Below are 23,207 nucleotides of genomic sequence, written 5' to 3'. Positions count from 1 at the left end.
GAGCAAGCCCCGGCTATTAAAACCAGGTCTCCATCTGTATCCCGTATTGCCACACACCGCCGGCGTTGAAGTCGGTCTTGCCAAAGTTGTCTGTGGAGCTGTATCGGTCCAGGTCCGAAGACCAGTTCATGAAGCTGGCGAACACTCGCAACTCGGGGCGTGTGAGCAGGTCTCCAACGTCGGGTTTGAAGGTCGGGGCGATGGTGAATTTCCAGAAGTTGCCGTCCACCGCATTACGTTGCAGGTAACCCTTGGGGTCGAGGTTCATGGTTTGCCAGCTCATTTCGTAGGCCATCTCGAAATTGCTGTTGATTTCATTGGCCAACCGCATGTTCAGGGTCATCCAGCGGTAGTCGTCACCCTTGACGTAGCGATCCTTGCTTTGTTCGGCCAGCAGACTTGGACCGATGCGCCAGTGGGGTGCAATCGGTGTCTCGCCGTACAGCGCAAGGCGCAGCGCACGGGCGTCGTCGATCAGTTCGCCGTCCGAGCCAATGTTCTTGACCTCGGCCCCCAGCCCTTGCCCGTAGAGCAGCGCCGTCTTGAAGAAGCCTTCCCTGCCGAAAAAGTTTTTCTGATGATTCGCGATCATGCTGTGCAAGCCGGAGTCCGCAGGCTTCAGGCCCGCTTCATTGGTGCGAGTGCTAAAGTCGTTTTTCTTTGAGCCAATGCCATTGAACATCCACTGCCACTGACCATTATCGAAGAACTGGTTGGAGGTGAGGATGTAGCTTTCCACATCGGCATTGACACCGCCCTCACTGAAATCCCCGTAGTTACGCCCGATCAACGAGTAATTCGAGCGCCAGTTCTTGTTCATCTGCACGTCGTAGATACCACCCCCGGTGCCGGCCAGAAAGACGACGTCCGAGTCCAGCCAATGGATATCGAAGTTGTCCCTGTCGAATCGCTTGCCTGCCCACAGGGTGGCGTTCTCGAACGTCGAATTGCCCTTGAATGCGGCGAGATGATCGAGTTCCGTAAATACCTGGCGCACATTCAGGTTACTTTCGGCGGCCGTCCAGTCATTGGAGCTTTCCACTCCATCGGCGATGGAAACCGTGAATTTGGAATGGGTGCCGTTCTGCGCATAGGCTTCTTTCGACAGGTCTATACGCATGTAAGTGTCGTCTTCGTTACCGAGTCGCCCGACTGCACCACCGACTGAACCGGCAGGCGTCGTATAAGGACCGCCCCGCCCGCCCCCCAGGCCATCGTTGATCAGCAATCCGGAGCGGGCGTAGCCCTTGAAGCTGAACCCGTCGGTGAGGTGCCCGGTACCGCCCTCCTTCTCCAGGCTTTGCTGACGGGCTTCGAGTTTTGCCAACCGCGTATCCAAACTGGGCGCCACAGTGGCGGTCGCAGTGGACGCAACAGGCTGCAAGGCGGGAGTGGACTGTTTGAGCTGCTGCAGTTCCCTGGCGAGTGCCTGGGTTTGCTGTTCGGCGGCGGCTGCACGTTTTTCCGCAGCGCTGGCGCGGGCTTCAAACGCGGCCATGCGTTCTTCCAGAGTCGCGGCCTGAGCAGTGGCCGCCGAGGTGCCGAGTACGCCTGCGAGTAGCCAGCTTGATGCTTTCTGCATGGGGGATTTCCTGTTTTGTTTTTATTTTTTGTCCTGCGACCGGCCTTATTTTCGTGAATTGTTAATTGTCAAAATCTACGAAAAAAAGGATGCCTCATCGCAAATACGCTGCTACATTTGGCGATGTTAACGTTAACTTTTCTAAAAACAAAAATAAAGAGGGCTTTATGAAACAGCTCAAATCACTCTTTCCAGCAGCACTGCTTGCCCTTTGCGCCGGGCTTCCATCCCTCTCCAGCGCAGCCAATCTGACGATTTCCTGCGGTGCGGTGGGCGCGGAATTACAACTGTGCAAAGAGGCCGTCGAGGCGTGGTCTCAACAGACCGGCAATCACGTCGAGGTGGTGTCCACGCCTAACTCGGCAACCGAGCGGTTGTCGTTCTATCAACAGATCCTCAGTGCGCAGTCCAGCGACATCGACATCATTCAGATCGACATGGTGTGGCCGGGGATGCTGGCCAAACATCTGCTGGATCTGCGCGAGGTGCTGCCCGCCGACGCAACCCAAGGCTACTTCCAGGCACAGGTGGACAACGCCACGGTGAATGGACGGCTGGTGACGATGCCGTGGTTCACCGACTCGGGCCTGCTGTATTACCGCAAGGACTTGCTCGAGAAATACAACAAGCAAGTCCCCCAGACCTGGGAGGAAATGACCGCTACCGCCAAGGATGTACAACAGGCCGAGCGCAATGCCGGCAACGCCAACGCCTGGGGGTACATCTTTCAAGGGCGTGCCTACGAAGGCCTGACGTGTAATGCGCTGGAATGGATCAGCAGCCAACCGGACGGCGGGCTGGTCAATCCACGAGGCGACATCGTGGTCAACAGCCAGGCCTCAAGAGCGGCGTTGACCCTGGCCAAAAGCTGGGTAGGCGACATCTCCCCGCGTGGCGTGCTCAATTACACCGAGGAAGAAGGACGCGGCGTATTCCAGTCGGGCAATGCGTTGTTCATGCGTAACTGGCCTTATGTCTGGGCGTTGGTGCAAAGCCAGGACAGTGCGGTAAAAGACAAGGTCGGGGTCGCTCCCCTGCCCCGCGGCGGCAACAGCGGCACCCATGCCTCCACCCTCGGCGGGTGGGGTTTGGCGGTCTCGCGCTACAGCGCCAACCCGAAGCTTGCCGCCGAACTGGTGAGCTACCTGAGCAGTGCCCAACAGCAAAAACATCGTGCGCTGATTGGCGCCTATAACCCGGTGATCGAGTCGCTTTACCAGGATCCCGAGCTGCTCGCGGCCATGCCTTATTACAGTCAGCTGCACAGCATTCTCAACGATGGCGTCATGCGCCCCGCGTCAATCACCGCTGCTCGTTATCCACGGGTCACCAATGCGTTCTTCGATCAAGTGCATGGCGTGCTGGCCGGCGAGTTGCCGGTCGATCAGGCGCTGACCGAACTGGAAGGCGAACTCACGCGCATCAAACACCGGAACTGGTAAGCCACAAGGAAGAAAATCACCATGTCTGTCTCTACTGCCCATGCTCCCTGTGACGAGCTCCTGCTCACCAGGGAAACGCCGGTACAGCGTCGCCGAGTGCGCGCTGCCTGGCTATTTCTGACGCCGATGTTGCTGTGTCTGGCCCTGGTGGCGGCCTGGCCGTTGCTGCGGACATTCTGGTTCAGCCTGACCGACGCCAACCTGGCGGACACCGCTGGCGGCACCTTCGTTGGCCTGAGCAATTATCTGTTCCACAACGGTTCCAGCTGGTCGGGCATCCTGGTCGATCCACAATGGTGGAATGCAGTGCGCAACACCTTGCATTTCACCGTGGTGTCGGTGGGGCTGGAAGTCGTGCTGGGGCTGCTGGTGGCGTTGCTGCTGAACATCCAGTTCGCCGGCCGTTCCCTGGTGCGAGCGTTGATTCTGATTCCGTGGGCGATTCCGACCATTGTCTCGGCGAAGATCTGGTCGTGGATGCTCAATGACCAGTTCGGCATCATCAATCACCTGATGCTCAGCCTCGGCCTGATTACCGCGCCTCTGGCCTGGACCGCAGATGCCGATCTGTCGATGTGGGCGGTGATCATCGTCGACGTCTGGAAGACCGTGCCGTTTGTCACCCTGCTGATGCTCGCCGCCTTGCAGATGTTGCCGAGTGATTGCTACGAAGCCGCCAGGGTCGATGGCATTCATCCGCTGAAGGTGTTCTGGCGGGTCACGCTGCCACTGTTGATGCCTGCACTGCTGGTGGCGGCGATCTTCCGCATCCTCGACTCCCTGCGGGTGTTCGACGTGATCTATGTGCTGACCTCGAACTCGTCGAGCACCATGAGCATGTCGGTCTATGCCCGCCAACACCTGGTGGAGTTCCAGGACGTCGGTTACGGCAGCGCCGCCTCGACCCTGCTGTTTCTGGTGGTTGCAGTGATCGCCATGCTTTATCTCTACCTCGGACGCCGCCAACTGGAGGTCCGGTCATGAGCCCTCGCCTACTGAAAAAAGCACTGTTGCGCTTCGGTTTCTGGTGCCTGATCGGGGTGTTGCTGCTGTATGCGGTGTTCCCTTTCTACTACGCCATCGTCACGTCGCTGAAGCCGTCCAGCGCCTTGTTCGAGGTGAGTTACTGGATCAAAAAACCCGACTTCTCCAATTACGCGGCGGTGCTCAACCAAGCCTCATTCCTGCGGGCTATCGGTAATTCACTGGTGGTTGCGCTTAGCGTGGTGACACTCGCGCTGTTCCTCAGCCTGACCGCCGCTTATGCCTTGGGCCGGGTGAAATTCCGTGGGCGTGGCACGGTGTTGATGATGGTCCTTGGGGTGTCGATGTTTCCCCAGGTCGCGGTGCTGTCGGGGCTGTTCGAGGTGATCCGTGCCTTGGGCCTGTACAACACGTCCTGGGCGTTGATTCTCAGCTACACGATTTTCACCCTGCCCTTCACCGTCTGGGTGCTGACCACGTTCATGGGGCAACTGCCCCATGAGCTGGAAGAAGCGGCAATCATGGATGGCGCCTCGCCCTGGGTCACGCTGACCCGGGTGCTGTTGCCGCTGCTCTGGCCCGCACTGGTCACCACGGGTTTGCTGGCTTTCATCGCGGCGTGGAACGAGTTCCTGTTTGCCCTGACCTTCACCCTCACCGACACCCAACGCACGGTGCCGGTGGCCATCGCCCTGATTTCCGGCGGCAGCCCCCATGAGTTGCCTTGGGGTTTGTTGATGGCGGCATCGGTGCTGGTCACCGTCCCTCTGGTGATTTTGGTGCTGATCTTCCAGCGCCGAATCGTTTCCGGCCTCACTACCGGCGCGTTAAAGGGTTGATGCCCGACAACTACAAGGAACAGCATCGTGATCAAGTTGAAACTGGATAACGTGAACAAACAATTGGGCGGCGCGCGGATTCTGCGCGACGTCAACCTGGAGATCGCTGCGGGTGAGTTCGTGGTATTCGTCGGCCCTTCGGGCTGCGGAAAATCGACCCTGCTGCGCCTGATCGCCGGACTGGATTCGATCTGCGCCGGCGACCTGCTGATCGACGGGCGTCGGGTCAACGACCTGGAGCCGCGCGAGCGTGGCGTCGGCATGGTGTTTCAGTCTTATGCGCTGTACCCGCACATGAGCGTCTACGACAACATCAGTTTTGGTCTGAAGCTGGCCAAGACTGAAAAGACCAGCCTGCGCGAACGCGTGCTGAAAACCGCGCAAATCCTGCAATTGGACAAGCTGCTGCAACGCAAGCCAAAGGAATTGTCTGGCGGGCAGCGTCAGCGTGTCGCCATGGGCAGAGCCATGGCGCGGGAACCGGACATTCTGTTGTTCGATGAGCCGCTCTCCAACCTGGATGCGTCCTTGCGGGTGCAGATGCGCAACGAAATCGCCAGGCTGCATGCCCGGCTGGGCTCGACCATGATCTACGTCACCCACGATCAGGTTGAAGCGATGACCCTGGCCGACAAAATTGTCGTGCTCAATGGCGGTCGTGTCGAACAGGTCGGCTCACCACGCGAACTCTATGAGCGCCCGGCCAGTCGCTTTGTCGCCGGCTTTCTCGGCTCACCCAGAATGAACTTTCTGCCGGCACGCTTGCAGGCGCCGGGCGAAACCAGCCTGGTCGACAGCCCCGTGTTGGGGATGACGTCCCTGCCCTTCGACAGTTCGAACCTGGCGGCGGGCACGCTGCTGAGCCTGGGCATTCGCCCGGAACACGTGTCGCTCAAGTCAGCGGAAGGAGCCGCCGGCATCGTGGTGACCGCGGTCGAATACCTGGGCAGTGAAACTTATGTGCACCTCGAGACAGGTCAGGACGAGCCGCTGATCTGTCGTTGTGAGGTCCACGCCGGATGGCAGGCGGGCGACCGGGTCGAGCTGCTGCTGGACATCGACAACCTGCACCTGTTCGACGCCGACGGCACGGCCTTGAAGCGTCATCCACATGCCATTGAAACCGTCCCTCTGCGCCCGGCACGAGCAGGCGCCCTATGACTTTGTCTTTGAATACCATGAACGATTCAATATCTGCTGCGCAGCGAGCGCTGAGTGACGGCCTGTCTCGGGTCATCCACGATTACCGCCCCGGTTATCACCTTGCCCCCCCGACAGGCTGGATGAACGACCCTAACGGGGTGGTGTACTTCCGTGGCGAGTATCACGTTTTCTATCAACACCACCCCTTTGACGCGAAGTGGGGCCCGATGTATTGGGGGCATGCCAAGAGTGCCGACCTGGTCCATTGGCAGCATCTGCCCATTGCCCTGGCGCCCGGCGATGACTTCGACCGCGACGGTTGTTTTTCCGGTAGCGCGGTAGTGTGTGGAGACACCCTGGCACTGGTCTACACCGGGCATACCTGGCTGAAGGATGTGGGTGATGAAAGCTCGATCCGTCAAGTCCAGTGCCTGGCCACCAGTATCGACGGCATTCGCTTCGTCAAGCATGGCGCTGTCATCGAGACCGCGCCGCAAGACTCGATCATGCATTTTCGTGACCCCAAGGTCTGGCAAGCGGACAACTATTGGTACCTGATTGCCGGCGCACGTCTGGGCGATCAACCGCTGCTGCCGCTGTATCGTTCCACCGATCTGCACACCTGGGAGTTCCTCGATTATGTAGCCAGCGGCAGCGAGGGCGATGGCTATATGTGGGAGTGCCCGGATCTGTTCCGCCTGAACGGACGCGACGTGCTGCTGTACTCCCCTCAGGGCATGCAACCCCACGGTTACGAACGGCTCAACAAATACCAGACCGGTTATCGCGTCGGCCAACTCGACAGCCAATGGCACTTCACCGGCGGGCCTTTTATCGAGCTGGATAACGGCCACGATTTCTATGCCGCGCAAACGCTGGTGGCCGCCGATGGTCGGCGCCTGGTATGGGCGTGGCTCGACATGTGGGAAAGCCCGATGCCCAGCCAGGCCCATCACTGGTGCGGCATGCTCGGTTTGCCGCGCGAACTTGAACTGCATGACGATCGCCTTTGCGTGTATCCGGCACGGGAGCTCACCGCGCTGCGCGAGGCGCCATTGCCGAGTACGCCTTGGCGGGATGAGTCGGGAACCTGTTGGGTGCCGGAAGTGAATGGCGACCTGCTGGAAATCCATGTGCATCTGGATTTGCGCGACTGCACCGACGGCCACCTGGGCATCGCCTTGCGTTGCAGCGACGATGGCCGTGAAGAAACCCTGCTCTATTACGATGCGGCATTACAGCGCCTGGTGCTGGACCGCAGCCGCTCGGGTGCGCAAGTCAGCGGCCAGCGCAGCGTGTCGATAGACCCGACACAAGAGCGACTGGAGCTGCGCGTGTTTCTCGATCGCTCGTCCATCGAGGTGTTCGACGAAAACGGTCGCTTCAGCCTCAGCAGCCGCCTCTATCCGCGGTCCGACAGTCTGGGGGTGAAGTTGTTTAACCACGGCAGTGGCGGGCGTGCTTCGATTCCCAGGGCGTGGCCTCTCGCTTCAGGTTGGGTATGAGCGTTGTCATTCGAGTCGCGAGAAGCCCAGGCCCTGTGTCATGATTCTGCGTCAACCTGACCGGCCTCGCCTCGCATGACTTCAGTGAAAGACGTTGCACAACTGGCCGGCGTGTCCCTGATGACGGTTTCTCGAGCGCTCAACAACCCGGAAAAACTGAGCCCCGAGACCCTTCAGCGGGTGCGTCGCGCCATTGATGAACTGCAATTCGTACCGAGCCTGTCGGCGCGCAAGATGCGCGGCGACAACCTCCAGTCGCGCACCATCGGTGTGTTCGCGCTGGACACCGCGACCACACCGTTCGCGGTGGAACTGCTGCTGTCCATCGAACAGACCGCGCAACAGGCTGGCTGGAATGTCTTCATCCTTAACCTGTTGAGCAACCCGCCCACTGACCAGAACATCGACCTGATGCTGTCGCACCGCCCCGACGGGCTGATCTTCAGCGCCATGGGCTTTCGCCACGTCAGCATTCCCGAGCGCTTGAAGAGCAAACCGCTGGTACTCGCCAATTGCCTGGCCGATGACAGTCGCCTGGTCAGTTACGTACCGGACGACGAAACGGGGCAGTATCGCGCCGTGCATCACGCGTTGAGCCAGGGCTATCGGCGCCCACTGTGCATCAATCTGCCAAGACAGAGCCTGGCCTGGGGGCTGCGACAAGAAGGCCTGCTGCGCGCCTGTCAGGCATTCGGGCTGGCGCCTGACGCGCTTCTGCAATACGACCTTTCCGAGCATGACGCCTACGGTGAAACCGCAGCCATCCTCGACCGGCACATTGTTGAGGGTCGCCCACAATTCGACATTCTGATCTGTGGCAACGACCGGATTGCGTTTTGTGCCTATCAGCTGTTGTTGAGCCGAGGCCTGAAAATTCCCGGCGATGTCGCCGTGCTCGGCTACGACAACATGATCGGTATCGCTGAACTGTTCATCCCGCCGCTGACCACGGTGCAACTGCCGTACTACGAGATCGGTCGCCAGGCTGCCCGCCACCTGATCGAAGCCCTTGAGGTAGAGGGAGCCCAGCCGGTTGATTGTCCATTGGTGGTCAGGGCGTCGCTATGAGTGCGAGCGCCGCAGACCAGCCGGTGCACGAGGTGCCTCAGGATTCGGCATCGACACCCGCGAGCATTGCCTCTCCCAATACGATTTTCCCGCTGTCCTTGAGTGCCTGACCTGCACCACGGATGTCTCTCGCTTCCTTGTTCTGGCCCAGCTTGAATTTACCGACCAGGCGAGTGATCTCGATCTCTACCCCAACGATCGCTTTAAGCATCGAGGCGATGTAGTCCTTCGGGGCGTCCGTCATTTTCCACGGCTCGGGCTGGGATGACTCATGGGTTCGGGTCAGGAGCGCCACCAACCCACGGACATAGCGCTCATCATCGCGAATGGTGATCCTCCCATGGGCGTGCACCACCTTGTAGTTCCAGGTCGGAACCTGCTTATGGGTCTCGTGCTTGCTCGGATACCAGGTGGGCGAGATGTAAGCCTCGGCACCGCGAAAAACCACCAGCACTTCGTCCCCGTCTTTCACGTCTTGCCAGACTGGGTTGGCGCGCGCGACGTGCGCCTGGAGAACACCGAACTGCCCCTGCGCAGCCTTCAACTCGAAAGGAATGTGGTTGGCATCCAGTCCGCTTTCACCGTTGGTAAACAAAATGCCCAGTGGATGCTGGACGATCAGTTCATGAAGGGCTTCGGCGCGAGGCTCATCAAAATGGGCAGGTACGTACATATCAACTCCTTCAATCGTTCAAGGGTGGGGACAGCGCGCCAGTGGTGAGGTGGCCTTCATGTGAATTGTGTTGATGAACTGGCCCATGGTATAGAGCCAATATCCAACAGAATCACTGAGCCAGAATTGATGGCACGTAAAGCCAACGTTGTTGAAATTCCATCGCTGGGCACGCTGGATCGAACCGCCGGTCAATTGGGACGACAACTTGCTCAAGCGCTCAGGTCCGCGATCCGCAGGGGCGACCTCAAACCTGGTGAGCTGCTGCCATCGACGCGCATTCTCGGCAAATCGCTGACGATTGCCCGAGGCACCGTTATCGAGGCCTTTGAGCAGTTGATTGCCGAGGGCTTCCTGGAATCCCAAGGCAGAGCAGGCACGCGGGTGGCCCGCTCTTTGGCAGATGCGTCGCCAACCACCCGGCAGGAGCAAGGTCGACCCACCGAAGCCAGGTCGTGGACGCCCTCTGCGCGAATCGAACGGTTCGCTCAGGTGGCCCGGCAATTTGCAGCGGCTGCGCAGATTCCGTTCTCGGTCTCGGTGCCGATTGGCAAAGCGGCGCCTGACGATATCTGGCGTCGCCTTGGCAATCGCATCAGGGCGCGAGGGGCTGGAGCGCCCTCGGGATACGGCGATCCACAAGGTGCGCTTGAGTTACGGGAAGCGGTAGCGGATTACGTGCGCAAGTCACGCTCTGTGCGCTGTGGAGCGAGCCAGGTCATCATTACATCCGGCACGCAACAGGGCCTGTATCTCGCCTGTCAGGTGCTGCTCGATGTGGGAGATTTTGCGTGGGTGGAGGATCCGGCGTACCGGGGTATCACCGGGATTCTGGAAAGCGCGGGCCATAGCGATCAAATGATCCGCGTCCCGGTTGATGCCGAGGGTCTGAATGTTGAAAGCGGCATAGCGCAATGCCCCCAGGCACGAGCAGCCTTCGTGACCTCGTCACATCAATATCCACTCGGCATGCCAATGAGCATGGCCAGGCGCGATGCCTTGCTGGCATGGGCCCGGACGTCTGATGCCTGGATCGTCGAGGACGATTACGACAGTGAACTGCGTTACGCCGGCCACCCTTTTCCATCCTTGCAAGGGCTGGACCCCGACCGGGTTATCTACCTGGGGACGTTCAGCAAAATACTGTTCCCCTCGTTACGGCTCGGCTACGCTATCGTTCCGCCCTACCTGGTGCAAGCCTTTTGCGGTGCGCGAGCCCTGATGGATCGGCATCCCGCGAATGCCGATCAGCACGTGCTCGCAGCATTCATCGCAGAAGGACATCTGGACCGGCACATCCGGCGAATTCGCGGCGTGTACGCAGACATCCACAAGCAAATCATCGAGGCGGTTGCCAGGCTGATTCCTCGCGAACTTGCATGGCTGGAACCGAGCGATCAGGGTATGCATCTGGTGCTTTGGCTGGCGGAAGGTATCGACGATCAGTGGGTCGCCACCAAAGCTTCCGAAGCTCAGGTATCGGTACGTGCCGTGTCGCCGATGTATGCCGGTGGCAATGGCCGTTCGGGATTGATTCTGGGCTTGGGCGGTTTCAGTGCCGAAGACATTGAATCCGCCACCAGGCGCCTTGCGCAGGTCATCACGTTGGCTGCGCGGCCCTCAGCGGCGGCCAAAGACTCGATCATAACGTAGCCATCGGGCAGCATACGGGTGCCGGTCAAGCGTTTCGCCGCTACAATGCGCACCTTGACCGTGACAAGCCAGACTAAAAAAACATGTCCCTACCCAAGCATCACCTGGAATTGCTCAGCCCCGCCCGTGACGTGGCCATCGCCCGCGAGGCCATCCTGCATGGCGCCGACGCGGTGTACATCGGCGGCCCGAGCTTCGGCGCCCGCCACAACGCCTGTAACGAGGTGAGCGATATCGCCCAATTGGTAGAGTTCGCCCGTCGCTATCACGCGCGGGTGTTCACCACCATCAACACAATCCTGCACGACAACGAGCTGGAGCCGGCGCGCAAGCTGATCCACCAGTTGTATGACGCCGGCGTCGATGCGCTGATCGTCCAGGACCTGGGCGTGATGGAGCTGGACATTCCGCCGATCGAGCTGCACGCCAGCACCCAGACCGACATCCGCACCCTGGCGCGGGCGAAGTTCCTCGATCAGGCCGGTTTCTCGCAGCTGGTACTGGCCCGCGAGCTGAACCTCCAGGAGATCCGCGCGATTGCCGACGAGACCGACGCGGCCATCGAATTTTTCATCCATGGCGCGCTGTGCGTGGCGTTCTCCGGCCAGTGCAACATCTCCCATGCGCAGACCGGCCGTAGCGCCAACCGTGGCGACTGCTCCCAGGCCTGCCGCCTGCCCTACACCCTCAAGGATGAAAAAGGCGGTGTGATCGCTTACGAAAAACACCTGCTGTCGATGAAGGACAACAACCAGAGCGCCAACATCCGCGCGCTGGTGGAAGCCGGCGTACGCTCGTTCAAGATCGAGGGGCGCTACAAGGACATGGGCTATGTGAAGAACATCACCGCCTACTATCGCCAGCGCCTGGACGACGTCCTCGAAGACCGTCCGGACCTGGCTCGCGCTTCCAGCGGCCGCACCGCGCACTTCTTCCTGCCCGATCCGGACAAGACTTTCCATCGTGGCAGCACCGACTACTTCGTCAGCGAGCGCAAGATCGACATCGGCGCCTTCGACTCGCCGACCTTCACCGGCCTGCTGGTGGGCGTGGTGGAGAAAGTCGGCAAGCGCGACCTGCTGGTGGTCACCCACGAACCGCTGTCCAACGGCGACGGCCTCAATGTGCTGGTCAAGCGCGAGGTGGTGGGCTGGCGTACCAACATCGCCGAACCGAAAGGCGAGTTCGAAGAAGACGGTGAAAAGCGCTACCGCTACCGTGTCGAGCCCAACGAAATGCCGAAGGGGCTGCACCAGTTGCGGCCGAATCACCCGCTGAGCCGCAACCTCGACCACAACTGGCAGCAAGCCCTGCTCAAGACCTCCGCCGAGCGCCGGGTGGGCCTGGCCTGGGTCGCTCGCCTGCGCGAGGATCGCCTCGAACTGACCGCCACCAGCGAGGAAGGTATCAGCGCCAATGTCGCCCTCGACGGTCCATTTGGCGTGGCAAACAAGCCGGAACAGGCCCTGGAGCAACTGCACGACTTGCTCGGCCAACTGGGCACCACGCAGTACCACGCCACGGATATCAAGCTGGATGCACCGCAGGCGTATTTCATCCCGAACTCGCAGCTCAAGGCTTTGCGCCGCGAAGTCATCGAAGCGCTGACCGCGGCCCGCATCGAAGCCCACCCACGGGGTGGTCGCAAGGCCGAGACCAATCCGCCACCGGTGTACCCGGAGTCCCACCTGTCGTTCCTGGCCAACGTCTACAACCAGAAAGCCCGCGACTTCTATCACCGTCACGGCGTCAAGCTGATCGACGCGGCCTATGAGGCTCACGAGGAAACCGGCGAGGTGCCGGTGATGATCACCAAGCACTGCCTGCGTTTCTCCTTCAACCTCTGCCCCAAGCAGGCCAAAGGCGTCACCGGCGTGCGCACCAAGGTCGCGCCGATGCAGCTGGTGCACGGTGACGAGGTACTGACGTTGAAGTTCGACTGCAAGCCCTGCGAGATGCACGTGATCGGCAAGATGAAGGGGCACATCCTTGGCCTGCCGCAACCGGGCAGCGTGCAGCCGGTTGTCGGCCACATCAGCCCTGAGGACCTGCTCAAGACCATCCCTCGCGCGCCCCACTGAGTGACGGGCGAGCGCGCCGCTACGGCGTCGCGCTCGCTGCGCTTGGAGGGATATTCAACCGACACAAAAAAACGCCAGGCCGGATAGGCGCTGGCGTTTCTCGTAAACACGACCATCCAGGACTCGCGCAATACTGCCGACTGAGTCATAACTGAATGAGTGTAAGGAAAATGGCAGGGGCGGCTGGATTCGAACCAACGCATGGCAGGATCAAAACCTGCTGCCTTACCGCTTGGCGACGCCCCTGTAGCTGTTGCGACGAGTGCCTGGCACTGTCTTTCTGATTGTGCAGCTTGCGAGCAATATCGAGCTGCTGCGTCCCTACGCTGCAAGCCCTGTAAGGGCCTCTGCAAGAACGCGCGGAAATTTATCAACTTTCGTTGCGTCTGGGAAGCCCAAAAACAAACTAATTTGTTTTAAAACAGACATTTACTGTTGATCCAGGCTATTCGGGATATCCGGAGGGTGCCATGGCAGCTGTTACCGATACGCTGAAGCTGTTTCTCACCGGCGATGTCATGACCGCCCGAGGCATCGACGCAGTGCTGCCGCATCCTGGCGATCCGCGGCTTTACGAAGACTACGTCAAGAAAGCCGGCGATTACGTCCTGTTGGCAGAAAGACACAATGGTCCGATCCCCCACCCGGTCGATTTCACCTATGTCTGGGGCGTTGCGCTGGATGAGTTCGAACTTCGCCATCCACACGTACGCATCATCAATCTGGAAACAGCGGTGTCCCGACGCGGACGACCGGAGCCAAAGGGCATCAATTACCGCATGAGCCCGGAGAACTTCCAGGCCATCAGTGCCGCCGGTATCGACTGCTGCGTGCTGTCCAACAACCATGTGCTGGACTGGGGCGCACCTGGCCTGGTCGATACGTTGGCCACCCTGGCGAGCAACGGCATATGCAGTGCCGGCGCCGGGCACAACCGGCAATCCGCCGAAGCGCCCGCCGTGCTGGCGCAGCCTGACGGGCGGCGCTTGCTGGTGTTTGGACTCGGCGCTCCCGACAGCGGCATTCCACCGCAGTGGGCCGCCACGGATAGCCGCGCGGGCGTCGCGCGGCTGGAAGATCTGTCGATGCAAAGCCTGCGCCCTGTGGCCGAACGGATTCTCAAGTACAAAAATCCGGGGGATCGGGTGCTGGCCTCCATTCACTGGGGCGGCAACTGGGGGTTCGAGATCCCGCAGGAACAGGTCCGGTTCGCCCATGCCTTGATCGACGAGGCTGGAGTTGACGTGGTGCACGGCCACTCCTCGCACCACATCAAGGGCATCGAGGTGTACCACGAACGCCTGATTCTCTATGGCTGCGGGGATCTGCTGAACGATTACGAAGGCATCGGCGACCACACCACCTATCGCGGCGACCTGGGGCTTTTGTACTTTGCCTCGCTGGCCCCGGACGGGCACCTGCAGACGCTGGAGCTGATACCCACTCGCCTGCAGCGCTTTCGCCTCTGTCACGCCGAAGGGGATGACCGTCAATGGCTGCAAGACACCCTTTCTCGCGAGTGCAAACGCTTGGGCAGCGGCCTCCAGACGGACGCGCAAAATGCCTTCGAGTTGCATTGGTAGGCTTTTTCATTTCTGCGTCGCTTTTGCATTTCTGTGCGACAGATCGCACTTCAGGTACTCCCGTACTACTCCCTCTTGGTGGTAGTTTGGAAAAGTTTCTGACTAATCAATCAGATATTTCCTACCAACCACCTGCAAAGGAATGCCCCCAGCAATGGATTTCTCACTCAAGCACCTGGCCGCGACAACCCTGATGCTGGCCAGCCTTTCGTCGTTCACCACCTCAGCGCACGCCAACATTACCCCGCAACAGAGCGCGACCATCCTCAAGACCTTCAGCGATGCATCGGTAACGGATTTCAGGCAGTTCCTGGAACGCCTGGCCAAGAGCGAGCTTGCCAAAACCGCCGACCTCGGCCCGGCAATCAGTGCTTTCCAGGGCAACAAGCCCCTTTCCGCTGAACAGCAGAACGAGATTCATCGCCTGCTTGGCCTCTATGCGCGGGTGAAGTACGGCAACGCTGCCACCGAGACCCTGCGCGAACTGGTGGCCATCCCGACCTTCCGCGTGGACGGCGTGGCCCAACACGACAACCCTGAATTCATCAAGATCGGCGACAAGCTCAAGGGCCTTGCCCAGGCCTTCGACCTGAACTTTCGCAATATCGACAACCGCGTCTATGAAATCTCCCTCGAAGGGGCTGGCGACGAAATCGTGGGCATTCACGCACATGCCGATGTGGTGCCCGTGACGCCGGAGAACTGGGTCCTGAAAGACGGCACCCGCCTCGATCCGTTCAAGGTCACCCTGGTCGGCGACCGTATGTATGGCCGAGGCACCGAGGATGACAAGAACGGCATCGTGGTTGCGCTCTACGCCATGAAGATCATCAAGGAAGAGAAGCTGCCGCTGGCTCGCCATTTCAAGCTGCTGGTAGACACCACCGAGGAAACCACCGGCGACGCCATCCCCTACTACTTCGAACACAACCCGACACCCAACTACAACCTGGCGCTGGATGGCGGCTACCCGGTGGTGATTGCCGAGAAAGGCTACGGCACCGTCATGGCGAACTTTGCCCGGCGTAACGCTCAGGGCAAGGGCGCCGAAATCACCTCAATGACGGGTGGCCTGGCAACCAACCAGATTCCGTCGACGTCGGTCGCCACCCTTGTGACTGACAAGCCCGCCGAACTGGCCGCCAGCCTGCAGAAGGCAGGTAGCGATTATGCCAAGCGCAATGGCGGCAACTTCGAGGTGACTGCCAAGGTCGTCGGCAAGGACGTCAAGCTCACGGTCACCGGCGTTTCTGCCCACTCCTCCGAGCCCGAGTCAGGCATCAACCCGGTGGCACGGATGCTGGGCTTCATCAATAGCCTCGACGGCAAGGTCGCACTCAAGCACAACCACATTACCGACGCCGCCCGTTATGCCGTCGACAACTGGGGACTGGACTACCTGGGCGGCAAGTTGGGGGTCGGTTTTTCCGATGCCTTCATGGGGCCGCTGACCACCTCCCTGACCTATGTCGGGATGGATGAAAAAGCCTTCAAGCTAGCGGTCAACCTGCGCGTGCCGAAGGGCAAGTCCCCGGAAGCGCTCAAGGCTGAAATCGCCGAAAAGCTGGGTGCCTGGAGCAAGAAGACTCACATTGCAGTGGCTTTCGACTACAAGATCGCCGAGCCGATGTACCGCAACCCCGAAGGTGAATGGGTCAAGGCGCTGTTGGCCGTGGCCAGCGAAAACCTTGGCATGGAACACAAGTTCGGTACCTCAGCCGGCGCCACTTCGGTCCATGAGCTGCCCAACGGCGTGCAGTTCGGTTTGGCCAGGTCCGAGCTCAAGTACACCGGCCACAACGACAACGAGTTCAAGACCGTCGACCAGTTCCTGCTGGACCTGCAGATCGTGACCGAGATGATGGGTCGCATCGGGCAGTTACCGACACTCTGATCCCCCTTCCGGACCCGCCATTGCGGCGGGTCCATCGTTTTGATCGTCTTGCCATGAACCGGCGGCTATCGCATAACTGACCTATTCTTTATCAACCGACAAGGTGTCAAACCCTTCCGGCATACCGGACTCTTACAGCAATGGAGGCTAGGCGATGAAGGAGCAATCGATTGAGTTCCGCGCTGGAGATGGCGACTTTGGAGAGGGGCACTCTGCGCTCCTCGCCATGACCCACGCCACCCAATCTCCCACGACCAATAGCCGCATCGAGCTTTACACCCAAGAGCCGATGGTCAACTGGCTAGGCCCGTTTCAGCTCATGCGCACGGGCATGCAATCGGCCGCCGCCACCACCATGGGTGCCTTCGCGGACCCACGCGATGTGCTGGCCATGCTCAACCCCCGGGACTCCAACCCGCCCATCCAGGTGGCTGCCGACGGTGACGTGTGGATCGACTATCTGGCGGATACCGGCGATGGCTGGGACTCCACCTATTCCATGGCGCTGTGTGTCAGTCAGGATGCCAAGTTGCCGAAGCTCACGCTGCCGCGCGGCGACGTGTTGCTGCTCGGCGGCGATCAGGTCTACCCCACACCGGCCCAATCCGGCTATCGCACCCGTTTCCTTGATCCCTTCCGCGCCGCCTTCCCCGCGCCGGTCCCCAAGGTACGCCCGAATGAGCAGGACCAGCCCGTGCCGCAGCCAGGTGCACCGTGGATAGTGGCGACGCCCGGCAACCACGATTGGTATGACGGCCTGCGCGGGTTCTCCCAACTGTTTTGTGAGCGCAAGCCCATTGGCGGCTGGGAAACCCGTCAGCGCACCAGTTACTACGTACTGCAGCTGCCCAATGGCTGGTGGATCTGGGGTCTGGACCTGCAATTGGAGTCGATGATCGACCGACAGCAGAAGCAGTACTTCGAAGAGATGCGCGCCAAACTGCAACCAGGCGACCGCGTGATCCTCTGTACCCCCGAGCCAAGCTGGGTGGACGAAGCCGAGCGACTCGCACGCGTGGGGAGCAAGACCTTGCCCTCGATCGAGACCCAGACCCTGCGCTTCAGCAGTCTGCGCGAGATCGAGGAGCTCTTGGGTGACCAGTTGGCGGTGGTCCTGGCCGGGGACTCGCACCACTACGCGCGCTACCAGCCAAAAGCCGGCACCTTGGCGCCGCAACGCATCACCTGTGGAGGCGGTGGCGCCTTCCTGCATGGCACGCATCAGCTTCCAGATCCGCCCGAGCCGATCAGCGTCGGCGGAACCCGGCAGCACTACGAGCTGGCGGCAACCTACCCGGACAAAAAGACCTCCGAACAGCTGCGTAATCGGGCATGGCGGCTACCCACCCACAACCTCTCGTTCTGCGGCATGTTGGCTATCTTGTACCTGCTGTTCGACTGGATGGTAGAAAGCGCCAGCAAGGTACCCCACCCGGCGCGCGATAACCGCAGCCTGATCGAGGTGTTGTCTGGCCTCGAAGCCTCTATTCCCAACCTGCGTGAGGTTTGGCGACAGCTGATCCTGGTCCTGGCACACAGCCCATCGTCGGTGATGCTCGCCGTGACCATTGTTCTGGGCTGCGCAGTGCTCTCAGCCGCCGGGGTCAAGCGCACCCGAAAACTTGCCTATGGCGTCGGAGCCGTTCACGGGTTGCTTCACCTGGGACTGGCGATCGGGCTGCTGTGGCTCATGGGCCGTATCAACATCCACTACTTGCAGTTCGAGGTAGAAAACCTGCTCCAGGTCTTGTTGTTCCTGGTGGGGACACTGGTGCTCGGTGGTAGTTTGGGAGGCCTGCTATTCGGTGCCTGGATGGTGATGGCCAACACTTTATGGGGGCTGCATAGCGAGGTGGTTTTTTCCTCGCAACGCATCGCCGACCATAAATGCTTCCTGCGCATGCACTTCAACGGCGACCAACTCACCATTTACCCGCTCAAGCTGGAGAAGGTCTGCCGGCGCTGGTCTGTGGCGTCGGGAGTCGCCAAACTGGCGAAGGTGCAGCGCACCTGGAGGTTGCGGGCAACGCCTGAAAGCACTGGCCCGCGCTTTGTACCCGCCTCAGGTGAGCTCGAACTGCGGCTGATCGAGCAGCCCATCGTGATTCGGCGCGGAGGAAGCACCTCATGAGTTCGCATGCCTCTATGAGCAAGGGTTAGATTTGAATGACGCTGGCGGCATACCAGTGTCATTGTGCGATCCCGGCCGCCCGAGCTGACTCAAACTCAGCTCGACGCGCACGCGGTTAACGCCTGGGCGGCCTTAGAACGCCGCCGTCTTGTGCTCATTCACAAACGTAATATGCGACGCTATTCCTTCGCGCCCGCCTCCTCTTTCCCCTCCCAAGTAGTCTGAAACTCCCATCCCACATGGGAGTTTCGGCCGATGCGCAATCCCCGGCGTTTATCCATAGTCGACGAAAGGTCAACGGTCAGGCCTCGATGACCGCAATTGCTCTGGAGAAAGTCATGGCTATCGGCGAGCAAAATTCATCGCTAACGGGCGATCCGACCCCCCTATACATTCCGACCCTCGACTCAGTGGTCAATGCTCTAAGCGTTGTAGCCACCGGCGCGAACGTTTCGCTGGACGAAACGGCCGGATTGCAGAACGCCACCGCCACGCCAAGCCCCGCGGGAGACGCTGACGACAACGATATTCTGGTGGCGTCCCTGCCCTCGACTTTCTCTACCCGTTTGACCGCACTGGGGGCAGGTACCGCAACGGGTGCAGCCTTGAGTGGCTATACCGGTGCCGCAGGCAATACCGGCAGCAATGCGTTCACCCTCACTGTTGACCCCGGAGCGAGTATTACCGATGTCAGCTTCGTCGACAGCGCCGGTGCACCGCTCAATGGCCTGGACAGCGGACTGGATACCCTCGATGGCACCAGCATCCTTCTCTACACCGATACCAATAACAACAATATCGTTGTGGGCCGAGCCGGAAGCGCAAGCGGCGCGATCGTGTTCGCGGCCTATATCGAAGAAACCGGATCGCCGGTCTCGGGCGGCAAGATCTGGACTGTGGAATACCAACCGCTCAAGCATCCGGATATGACGAACGCCGATGATTCGCTCAATCTGCTGAATAAGGTGTTCATCGGAGCCAGTCAGGACGCGGAATTCAGTCTGGACAAAGCACCGTCGGGCCAGCAGTTGTTCCTGATGTTCACGACCGTGGGCGCGACGGCCGATGCGAACGGCCGGATTCCCGGCGTCTCGATCGTCGTCACCGGCAGGGATCCGCTGGATCAGTCGGCAAGCAGTGCTGCCATCACCAGCGCCGACACGGTCAACAGCAGCCAGGGCGGCGGCAACACGACCCTGGGCACCAATAACCAGGCGATCACCGAACAGGAAGGCCTGCGCTTCAGCTTTGTCAGCGGTGCCAAGGCGGACTTCACAATCCCCAACCTGAGCCCGGGCGAAGCGGGTGTCGAAGCGAACATCGACTTCACCCAGTACTTCGGTGCCCGCTCCGCGACCTTCAAGGTCGTGCAGGAGACGGGCGGCACGACCGCGAAGCTCTTGCTCACCGCCGTCAAGAACGCCGACAACGTCAGCGGGTCGCAGAGCGGTGTCAACTTCGTCAACAGCTACGCCAACGACAGCACCGAAAAGGTCGCGATCACCAACGGCAGCGTCACCGTCAAGACGTTCGCGGGTGCCCCCGTCAGCGGCGTCGTCATCACCTACAACGCCGACGGCACGGTGCTGATCACCGGCGTTCCGACCGACTCGCAGATCACCTACAGCACGGCGACCGACCACAACCGCGTGATGATCGAGAACGCCGGGTTGCTGACCGACAAGAACGGCGACAAGACGCACGCTGACTTCGACATCGGCGGCTTCAAGGTACTGCAGTCCAGCACGTCAACCGCCGAAATCGGCTCCAAGATGATTTTCGAGGACGACGGGCCAAGCATCAGCACCACCGGCACGGAACCGACGCTGACGGTGGACGAAACGGTACTGGCGACCAACGATACCAAGAGCTTTGCAGCTAACTTCACTTCGGCGTTTGGCGCTGATGGCGCCGGCACCCTGACCTATACGCTGGGCGTGGTCGCGGGAGGCTCAGGGTTAACGGACACCGCCACCGGTGAGGCAGTCAACCTGTCACTCAACGGCGCAGTGGTCGAAGGCCGCACAGCCACCACCAACCTGCTGGTGTTCACCGTCAGCGTCGCCGCTAATGGCGACGTCACCCTCGACCAGATCCGCGCCGTGGTGCATCCCGATGCGACCAATCCGGATGATTCGAAGACCCTGACCTCGGACAGCCTGGTGACGCTGACGGCGACCAAGACCGATGGGGACGGCGACAGCGCCCAAGCAACGCTCAACATCGGACAGAACCTGGTGTTCAAGGATGACGCCCCCAGCATCAGCACCACCGGCACGGAACCGACGCTGACGGTGGACGAAACGGTGTTGGCGACCAACGATACCAAGAGCTTTGCCGCCAACTTCAGTTCGGCGTTTGGCGCCGATGGCGCCGGCACGCTGACCTACGCGCTGGGCGTGGTGGTGGGTGCCTCCGGGCTGACCGATACGGCCACCGGTGAGGCAGTCAACCTGTCGCTCAACGGTGGCGTGGTCGAAGGCCGAACGGCCACCACCAACCTGCTGGTGTTCACCGCTAGCGTCGCCGCCAATGGTGAGGTCACCCTCGACCAGATCCGCGCCGTGGTGCATCCCAACACGGCCAATCCCGATGATTCGAAGACCCTGACTGCGGACAATCTGGTGACGCTGACCGCGACCATCACCGACAAGGACGGCGACAGCACCCAGGCGACCCTCAACATCGGCCAGAACCTGGTATTCAAGGACGACGGACCGAACATCAGCACCACCGGTACGGAGCCGACACTGACGGTCGACGAGACGGTGCTGGCGACCAACGATACCAAGAGCTTCGCGGCTAACTTCACCTCCGCGTTTGGCGCCGATGGCGCCGGCACGCTGACCTATGCACTGGGCGTGGTGGTGGGGGCCTCCGGGCTGACCGACACGGCCAGCGGCCAGGCGGTGAACCTGTCGCTCAACGGCGGCGTGGTCGAAGGCCGCACGGCCACCAGCAACTTGCTGGTGTTCACGGCCAGCGTCGCCGCCAACGGCGACGTCACCCTCGACCAGCTCCGCGCGGTGGTGCATCCCAACGCCAGCAATCCCGATGATTCGACGACGCTGTCGGCGGACAACCTGGTGACGCTGATAGCGACCAAGACCGATGGGGACGGCGACAGCGCCCAGGCCACCCTGAACATCGGGCAGAACCTGGTGTTCAAGGACGATGGCCCTACACTTGCCTTCGGCAACCTGATCGGGACCGGTAGCATCCTTCCACAACAAGGGTACTGGGATCATTCGAACGGAGCCGACGGACTGGGGGCAACCGGGCTGGATATTTCGTTGGTGAATAACCAATTCACCCTCGTCCGGCCAGACAACACGACCACCACCGGGACCGGTACGCTCACCGAGCAGTCGCCTTCACCGGACGTCAATGGCGCCTACCATTTCGCCGGCACGTTGACCGGTGATTTCGACAACAATGCCGCCACCGCGAATACCTCCGTCGACTACACGCTGACCGCCTATAGCAATGGCACCTATACACTGGACCTGGTGCAAGGCTTCAGTTCGCAGATCGTGCTGAGCAGTGCCGACGGCTCACTCAGTGCCGGCGGCCCGGATCCGGTGCGCACCTTGCTGATCCCACCGCAGAATCCGCCGACCATTCCTTCGCCATCCGAGGAGATTGTGTTCTTTTCCGCAAAAGCAACGGCGTCGACCGGGGACATCCTGACCGGCATCGGGGTTGGGAAACCCGACCCCACCGAAGCCCAGCTACAGACCACTCCCCTGCCGTCGTACATCGACTCGGCGGCCATGAACGTCAGCACGTCCGGCATCGGCGTCGGCAATAACATTCTCCAGGGAGATAACCTGGTGGCCATCAGCAATGCCGATGAAAGTTTCGTGATCAATCCGGAAAGCTTGCTGGCGGGCATGAAGATCTTCATCGATAACTCCGTGGGGGGTTACAACACGGCGACCGAGGACCTGTACTACAGGGCCTACTACGAGGATGGCACGTTCTCGGCCCTCACCGAGGTGAACACCGTAACACCGGAAGCCGGCGGACAAGTGTCCTTCCTCGTTCAGCAGCAGGGCACGAAGTTGATCGACGCGGTTCAGCTCACGATGGGCCGAGGCGATGTCAAGATCCCGGTGATCGAGTTCATTAAACCGACCGAAAGCCTGGCCAGCGATATCAAGCTGGCATTCAACGCGACGCTGACGGACAAGGATGGGGACTCGGCGACAAGTGCGTTTGACGCCAACCTGTTCGCCAACGACCTGGGCACCACCTTCGACTTCACGCTGGTGGGCACGGCCGGTGAGCGGGATGCCTTCAACGTCGATTTGTCATTCGCCCAAAACAAGTACCAGATCACCGGCTTCGATGCGAGCGCAGGGCTGCGCGACACGCTGGTGCTCAACGGCGACCAGAGCTCCGTTGCCCAGATCGACAACAGCGGCGCAAACAGCATCGTGACGGTTACCGAAACGGGCGGACAAATCACCACCATCACCCTGGTCGGGGTTGATCTGCTGAGTACCGACATTGTCCATGGCAGCGCCTGAGGCAGCGCGTGTGTGAAGGATGCGAGGGTGGTGAAAACCACCCTCGCTTTTTTTGCAGTTCCGGGAGGTGAACAGACGCTTCGGCAAACGAGATTTC

The 23,207-nt window shown here is 60.6% G+C and carries 14 protein-coding genes and 1 tRNA gene; 12 read left to right on the top strand and 3 right to left on the bottom strand.

Features of this window, described 5'->3' with window-relative positions; translation table 11 throughout:
* Positions 1 to 16: 16 nt before the first annotated feature.
* Entirely contained in the window at positions 17 to 1,582 is a 1,566-nt protein-coding gene (locus ACEN9A_RS12820; RefSeq protein ID WP_258673869.1) for a carbohydrate porin, read from the bottom strand.
* 167 nt (positions 1,583 to 1,749) lie between these two features.
* On the opposite strand from ACEN9A_RS12820, the gene ACEN9A_RS12815 reads away from it, so the two are divergent.
* The 6 genes from ACEN9A_RS12815 (at position 1,750) to ACEN9A_RS12790 (ending at position 8,563) form a co-directional block, all read left to right on the top strand.
* The gene (locus ACEN9A_RS12815; protein WP_258673868.1) at positions 1,750 to 3,024 is read left to right on the top strand and encodes an ABC transporter substrate-binding protein; all 1,275 of its coding nucleotides are present in this window, start codon (positions 1,750 to 1,752) and stop codon (positions 3,022 to 3,024) included.
* Positions 3,025 to 3,045: 21 nt separating this feature from the next.
* A complete protein-coding gene (locus ACEN9A_RS12810) occupies positions 3,046 to 4,008 on the top strand; it encodes a carbohydrate ABC transporter permease (protein WP_086945640.1) in 963 nt (320 codons plus the stop codon).
* A complete protein-coding gene (locus tag ACEN9A_RS12805) occupies positions 4,005 to 4,847 on the top strand; it encodes a carbohydrate ABC transporter permease (RefSeq protein ID WP_018928908.1) in 843 nt (280 codons plus the stop codon). Before ACEN9A_RS12810 ends, ACEN9A_RS12805 begins: the two co-directional genes overlap by 4 nt.
* Before the next feature lie 27 nt (positions 4,848 to 4,874).
* Entirely contained in the window at positions 4,875 to 6,008 is a 1,134-nt protein-coding gene (locus tag ACEN9A_RS12800; RefSeq protein WP_258673867.1) for an ABC transporter ATP-binding protein, read from the top strand.
* Complete coding sequence (locus ACEN9A_RS12795) at positions 6,005 to 7,495, top strand: glycoside hydrolase family 32 protein (protein ID WP_258673866.1); 1,491 nt, start codon at positions 6,005 to 6,007, stop codon at positions 7,493 to 7,495. Before ACEN9A_RS12800 ends, ACEN9A_RS12795 begins: the two co-directional genes overlap by 4 nt.
* A 75-nt stretch (positions 7,496 to 7,570) precedes the next feature.
* A complete protein-coding gene (locus ACEN9A_RS12790; protein WP_258673865.1) occupies positions 7,571 to 8,563 on the top strand; it encodes a LacI family DNA-binding transcriptional regulator in 993 nt (330 codons plus the stop codon).
* A gap of 37 nt (positions 8,564 to 8,600) precedes the next feature.
* Here ACEN9A_RS12790 and ACEN9A_RS12785 read toward each other — a convergent pair whose 3' ends face one another.
* Positions 8,601 to 9,236 (bottom strand): FMN-binding negative transcriptional regulator, encoded by a 636-nt coding sequence (locus ACEN9A_RS12785; protein WP_258673862.1) that lies wholly within the window; start codon positions 9,234 to 9,236, stop codon positions 8,601 to 8,603.
* 129 nt (positions 9,237 to 9,365) lie between these two features.
* Between ACEN9A_RS12785 and pdxR the strand changes: the two genes are divergently transcribed.
* Positions 9,366 to 10,889 carry a MocR-like pyridoxine biosynthesis transcription factor PdxR gene (gene pdxR / locus ACEN9A_RS12780; RefSeq protein WP_258673861.1) on the top strand — a complete coding sequence of 508 codons (1,524 nt, stop codon included), beginning with the start codon at positions 9,366 to 9,368 and terminating at the stop codon, positions 10,887 to 10,889.
* 83 nt (positions 10,890 to 10,972) lie between these two features.
* Complete coding sequence (locus ACEN9A_RS12775; protein ID WP_413386209.1) at positions 10,973 to 12,970, top strand: peptidase U32 family protein; 1,998 nt, start codon at positions 10,973 to 10,975, stop codon at positions 12,968 to 12,970.
* 171 nt (positions 12,971 to 13,141) lie between these two features.
* Here the strand turns inward: ACEN9A_RS12775 and ACEN9A_RS12770 are convergent.
* Positions 13,142 to 13,216 (bottom strand) — tRNA-Gln (locus tag ACEN9A_RS12770).
* Between the two features lie 224 nt (positions 13,217 to 13,440).
* Here ACEN9A_RS12770 and ACEN9A_RS12765 point away from each other — a divergent pair.
* The 4 genes from ACEN9A_RS12765 (at position 13,441) to ACEN9A_RS12750 (ending at position 23,110) form a co-directional block, all read left to right on the top strand.
* The gene (locus ACEN9A_RS12765; protein ID WP_258673859.1) at positions 13,441 to 14,553 is read left to right on the top strand and encodes a CapA family protein; all 1,113 of its coding nucleotides are present in this window, start codon (positions 13,441 to 13,443) and stop codon (positions 14,551 to 14,553) included.
* Positions 14,554 to 14,707: 154 nt separating this feature from the next.
* Positions 14,708 to 16,447, top strand: a complete 1,740-nt coding sequence (locus tag ACEN9A_RS12760; RefSeq protein WP_258673858.1) for a dipeptidase — start codon at positions 14,708 to 14,710, stop codon at positions 16,445 to 16,447.
* Positions 16,448 to 16,601: 154 nt separating this feature from the next.
* Positions 16,602 to 18,578: a metallophosphoesterase gene (locus tag ACEN9A_RS12755; RefSeq protein WP_258673857.1), complete on the top strand. Its 1,977-nt coding sequence runs from the start codon at positions 16,602 to 16,604 to the stop codon at positions 18,576 to 18,578.
* 338 nt (positions 18,579 to 18,916) lie between these two features.
* Positions 18,917 to 23,110: a DUF5801 repeats-in-toxin domain-containing protein gene (locus ACEN9A_RS12750; protein WP_495688590.1), complete on the top strand. Its 4,194-nt coding sequence runs from the start codon at positions 18,917 to 18,919 to the stop codon at positions 23,108 to 23,110.
* Positions 23,111 to 23,207 lie beyond the last annotated feature (97 nt).

The sequence above is a fragment of the Pseudomonas sp. Pseusp18 genome (assembly GCF_059506005.1).
Note: the sequence above shows the minus strand (reverse complement) of the source record. Positions and strands in the feature narration are given on the sequence as shown.

Bases quoted from the DNA above. Each gene is read 5' to 3' on its own strand.
- ACEN9A_RS12765 (WP_258673859.1), top strand. From the start codon at position 13,441: ATGGCAGCTGTTACCGATACGCTGAAGCTGTTTCTCACCGGCGATGTC.
- ACEN9A_RS12790 (WP_258673865.1), top strand. From the start codon at position 7,571: ATGACTTCAGTGAAAGACGTTGCACAACTGGCCGGCGTGTCCCTGATG.
- ACEN9A_RS12755 (WP_258673857.1), top strand. From the start codon at position 16,602: ATGAAGGAGCAATCGATTGAGTTCCGCGCTGGAGATGGCGACTTTGGA.
- ACEN9A_RS12760 (WP_258673858.1), top strand. From the start codon at position 14,708: ATGGATTTCTCACTCAAGCACCTGGCCGCGACAACCCTGATGCTGGCC.
- ACEN9A_RS12775 (WP_413386209.1), top strand. From the start codon at position 10,973: ATGTCCCTACCCAAGCATCACCTGGAATTGCTCAGCCCCGCCCGTGAC.
- ACEN9A_RS12820 (WP_258673869.1), bottom strand. From the start codon at position 1,582: ATGCAGAAAGCATCAAGCTGGCTACTCGCAGGCGTACTCGGCACCTCG.
- ACEN9A_RS12805 (WP_018928908.1), top strand. From the start codon at position 4,005: ATGAGCCCTCGCCTACTGAAAAAAGCACTGTTGCGCTTCGGTTTCTGG.
- ACEN9A_RS12795 (WP_258673866.1), top strand. From the start codon at position 6,005: ATGACTTTGTCTTTGAATACCATGAACGATTCAATATCTGCTGCGCAG.
- pdxR (WP_258673861.1), top strand. From the start codon at position 9,366: ATGGCACGTAAAGCCAACGTTGTTGAAATTCCATCGCTGGGCACGCTG.
- ACEN9A_RS12785 (WP_258673862.1), bottom strand. From the start codon at position 9,236: ATGTACGTACCTGCCCATTTTGATGAGCCTCGCGCCGAAGCCCTTCAT.
- ACEN9A_RS12815 (WP_258673868.1), top strand. From the start codon at position 1,750: ATGAAACAGCTCAAATCACTCTTTCCAGCAGCACTGCTTGCCCTTTGC.
- ACEN9A_RS12810 (WP_086945640.1), top strand. From the start codon at position 3,046: ATGTCTGTCTCTACTGCCCATGCTCCCTGTGACGAGCTCCTGCTCACC.
- ACEN9A_RS12750 (WP_495688590.1), top strand. From the start codon at position 18,917: ATGGCTATCGGCGAGCAAAATTCATCGCTAACGGGCGATCCGACCCCC.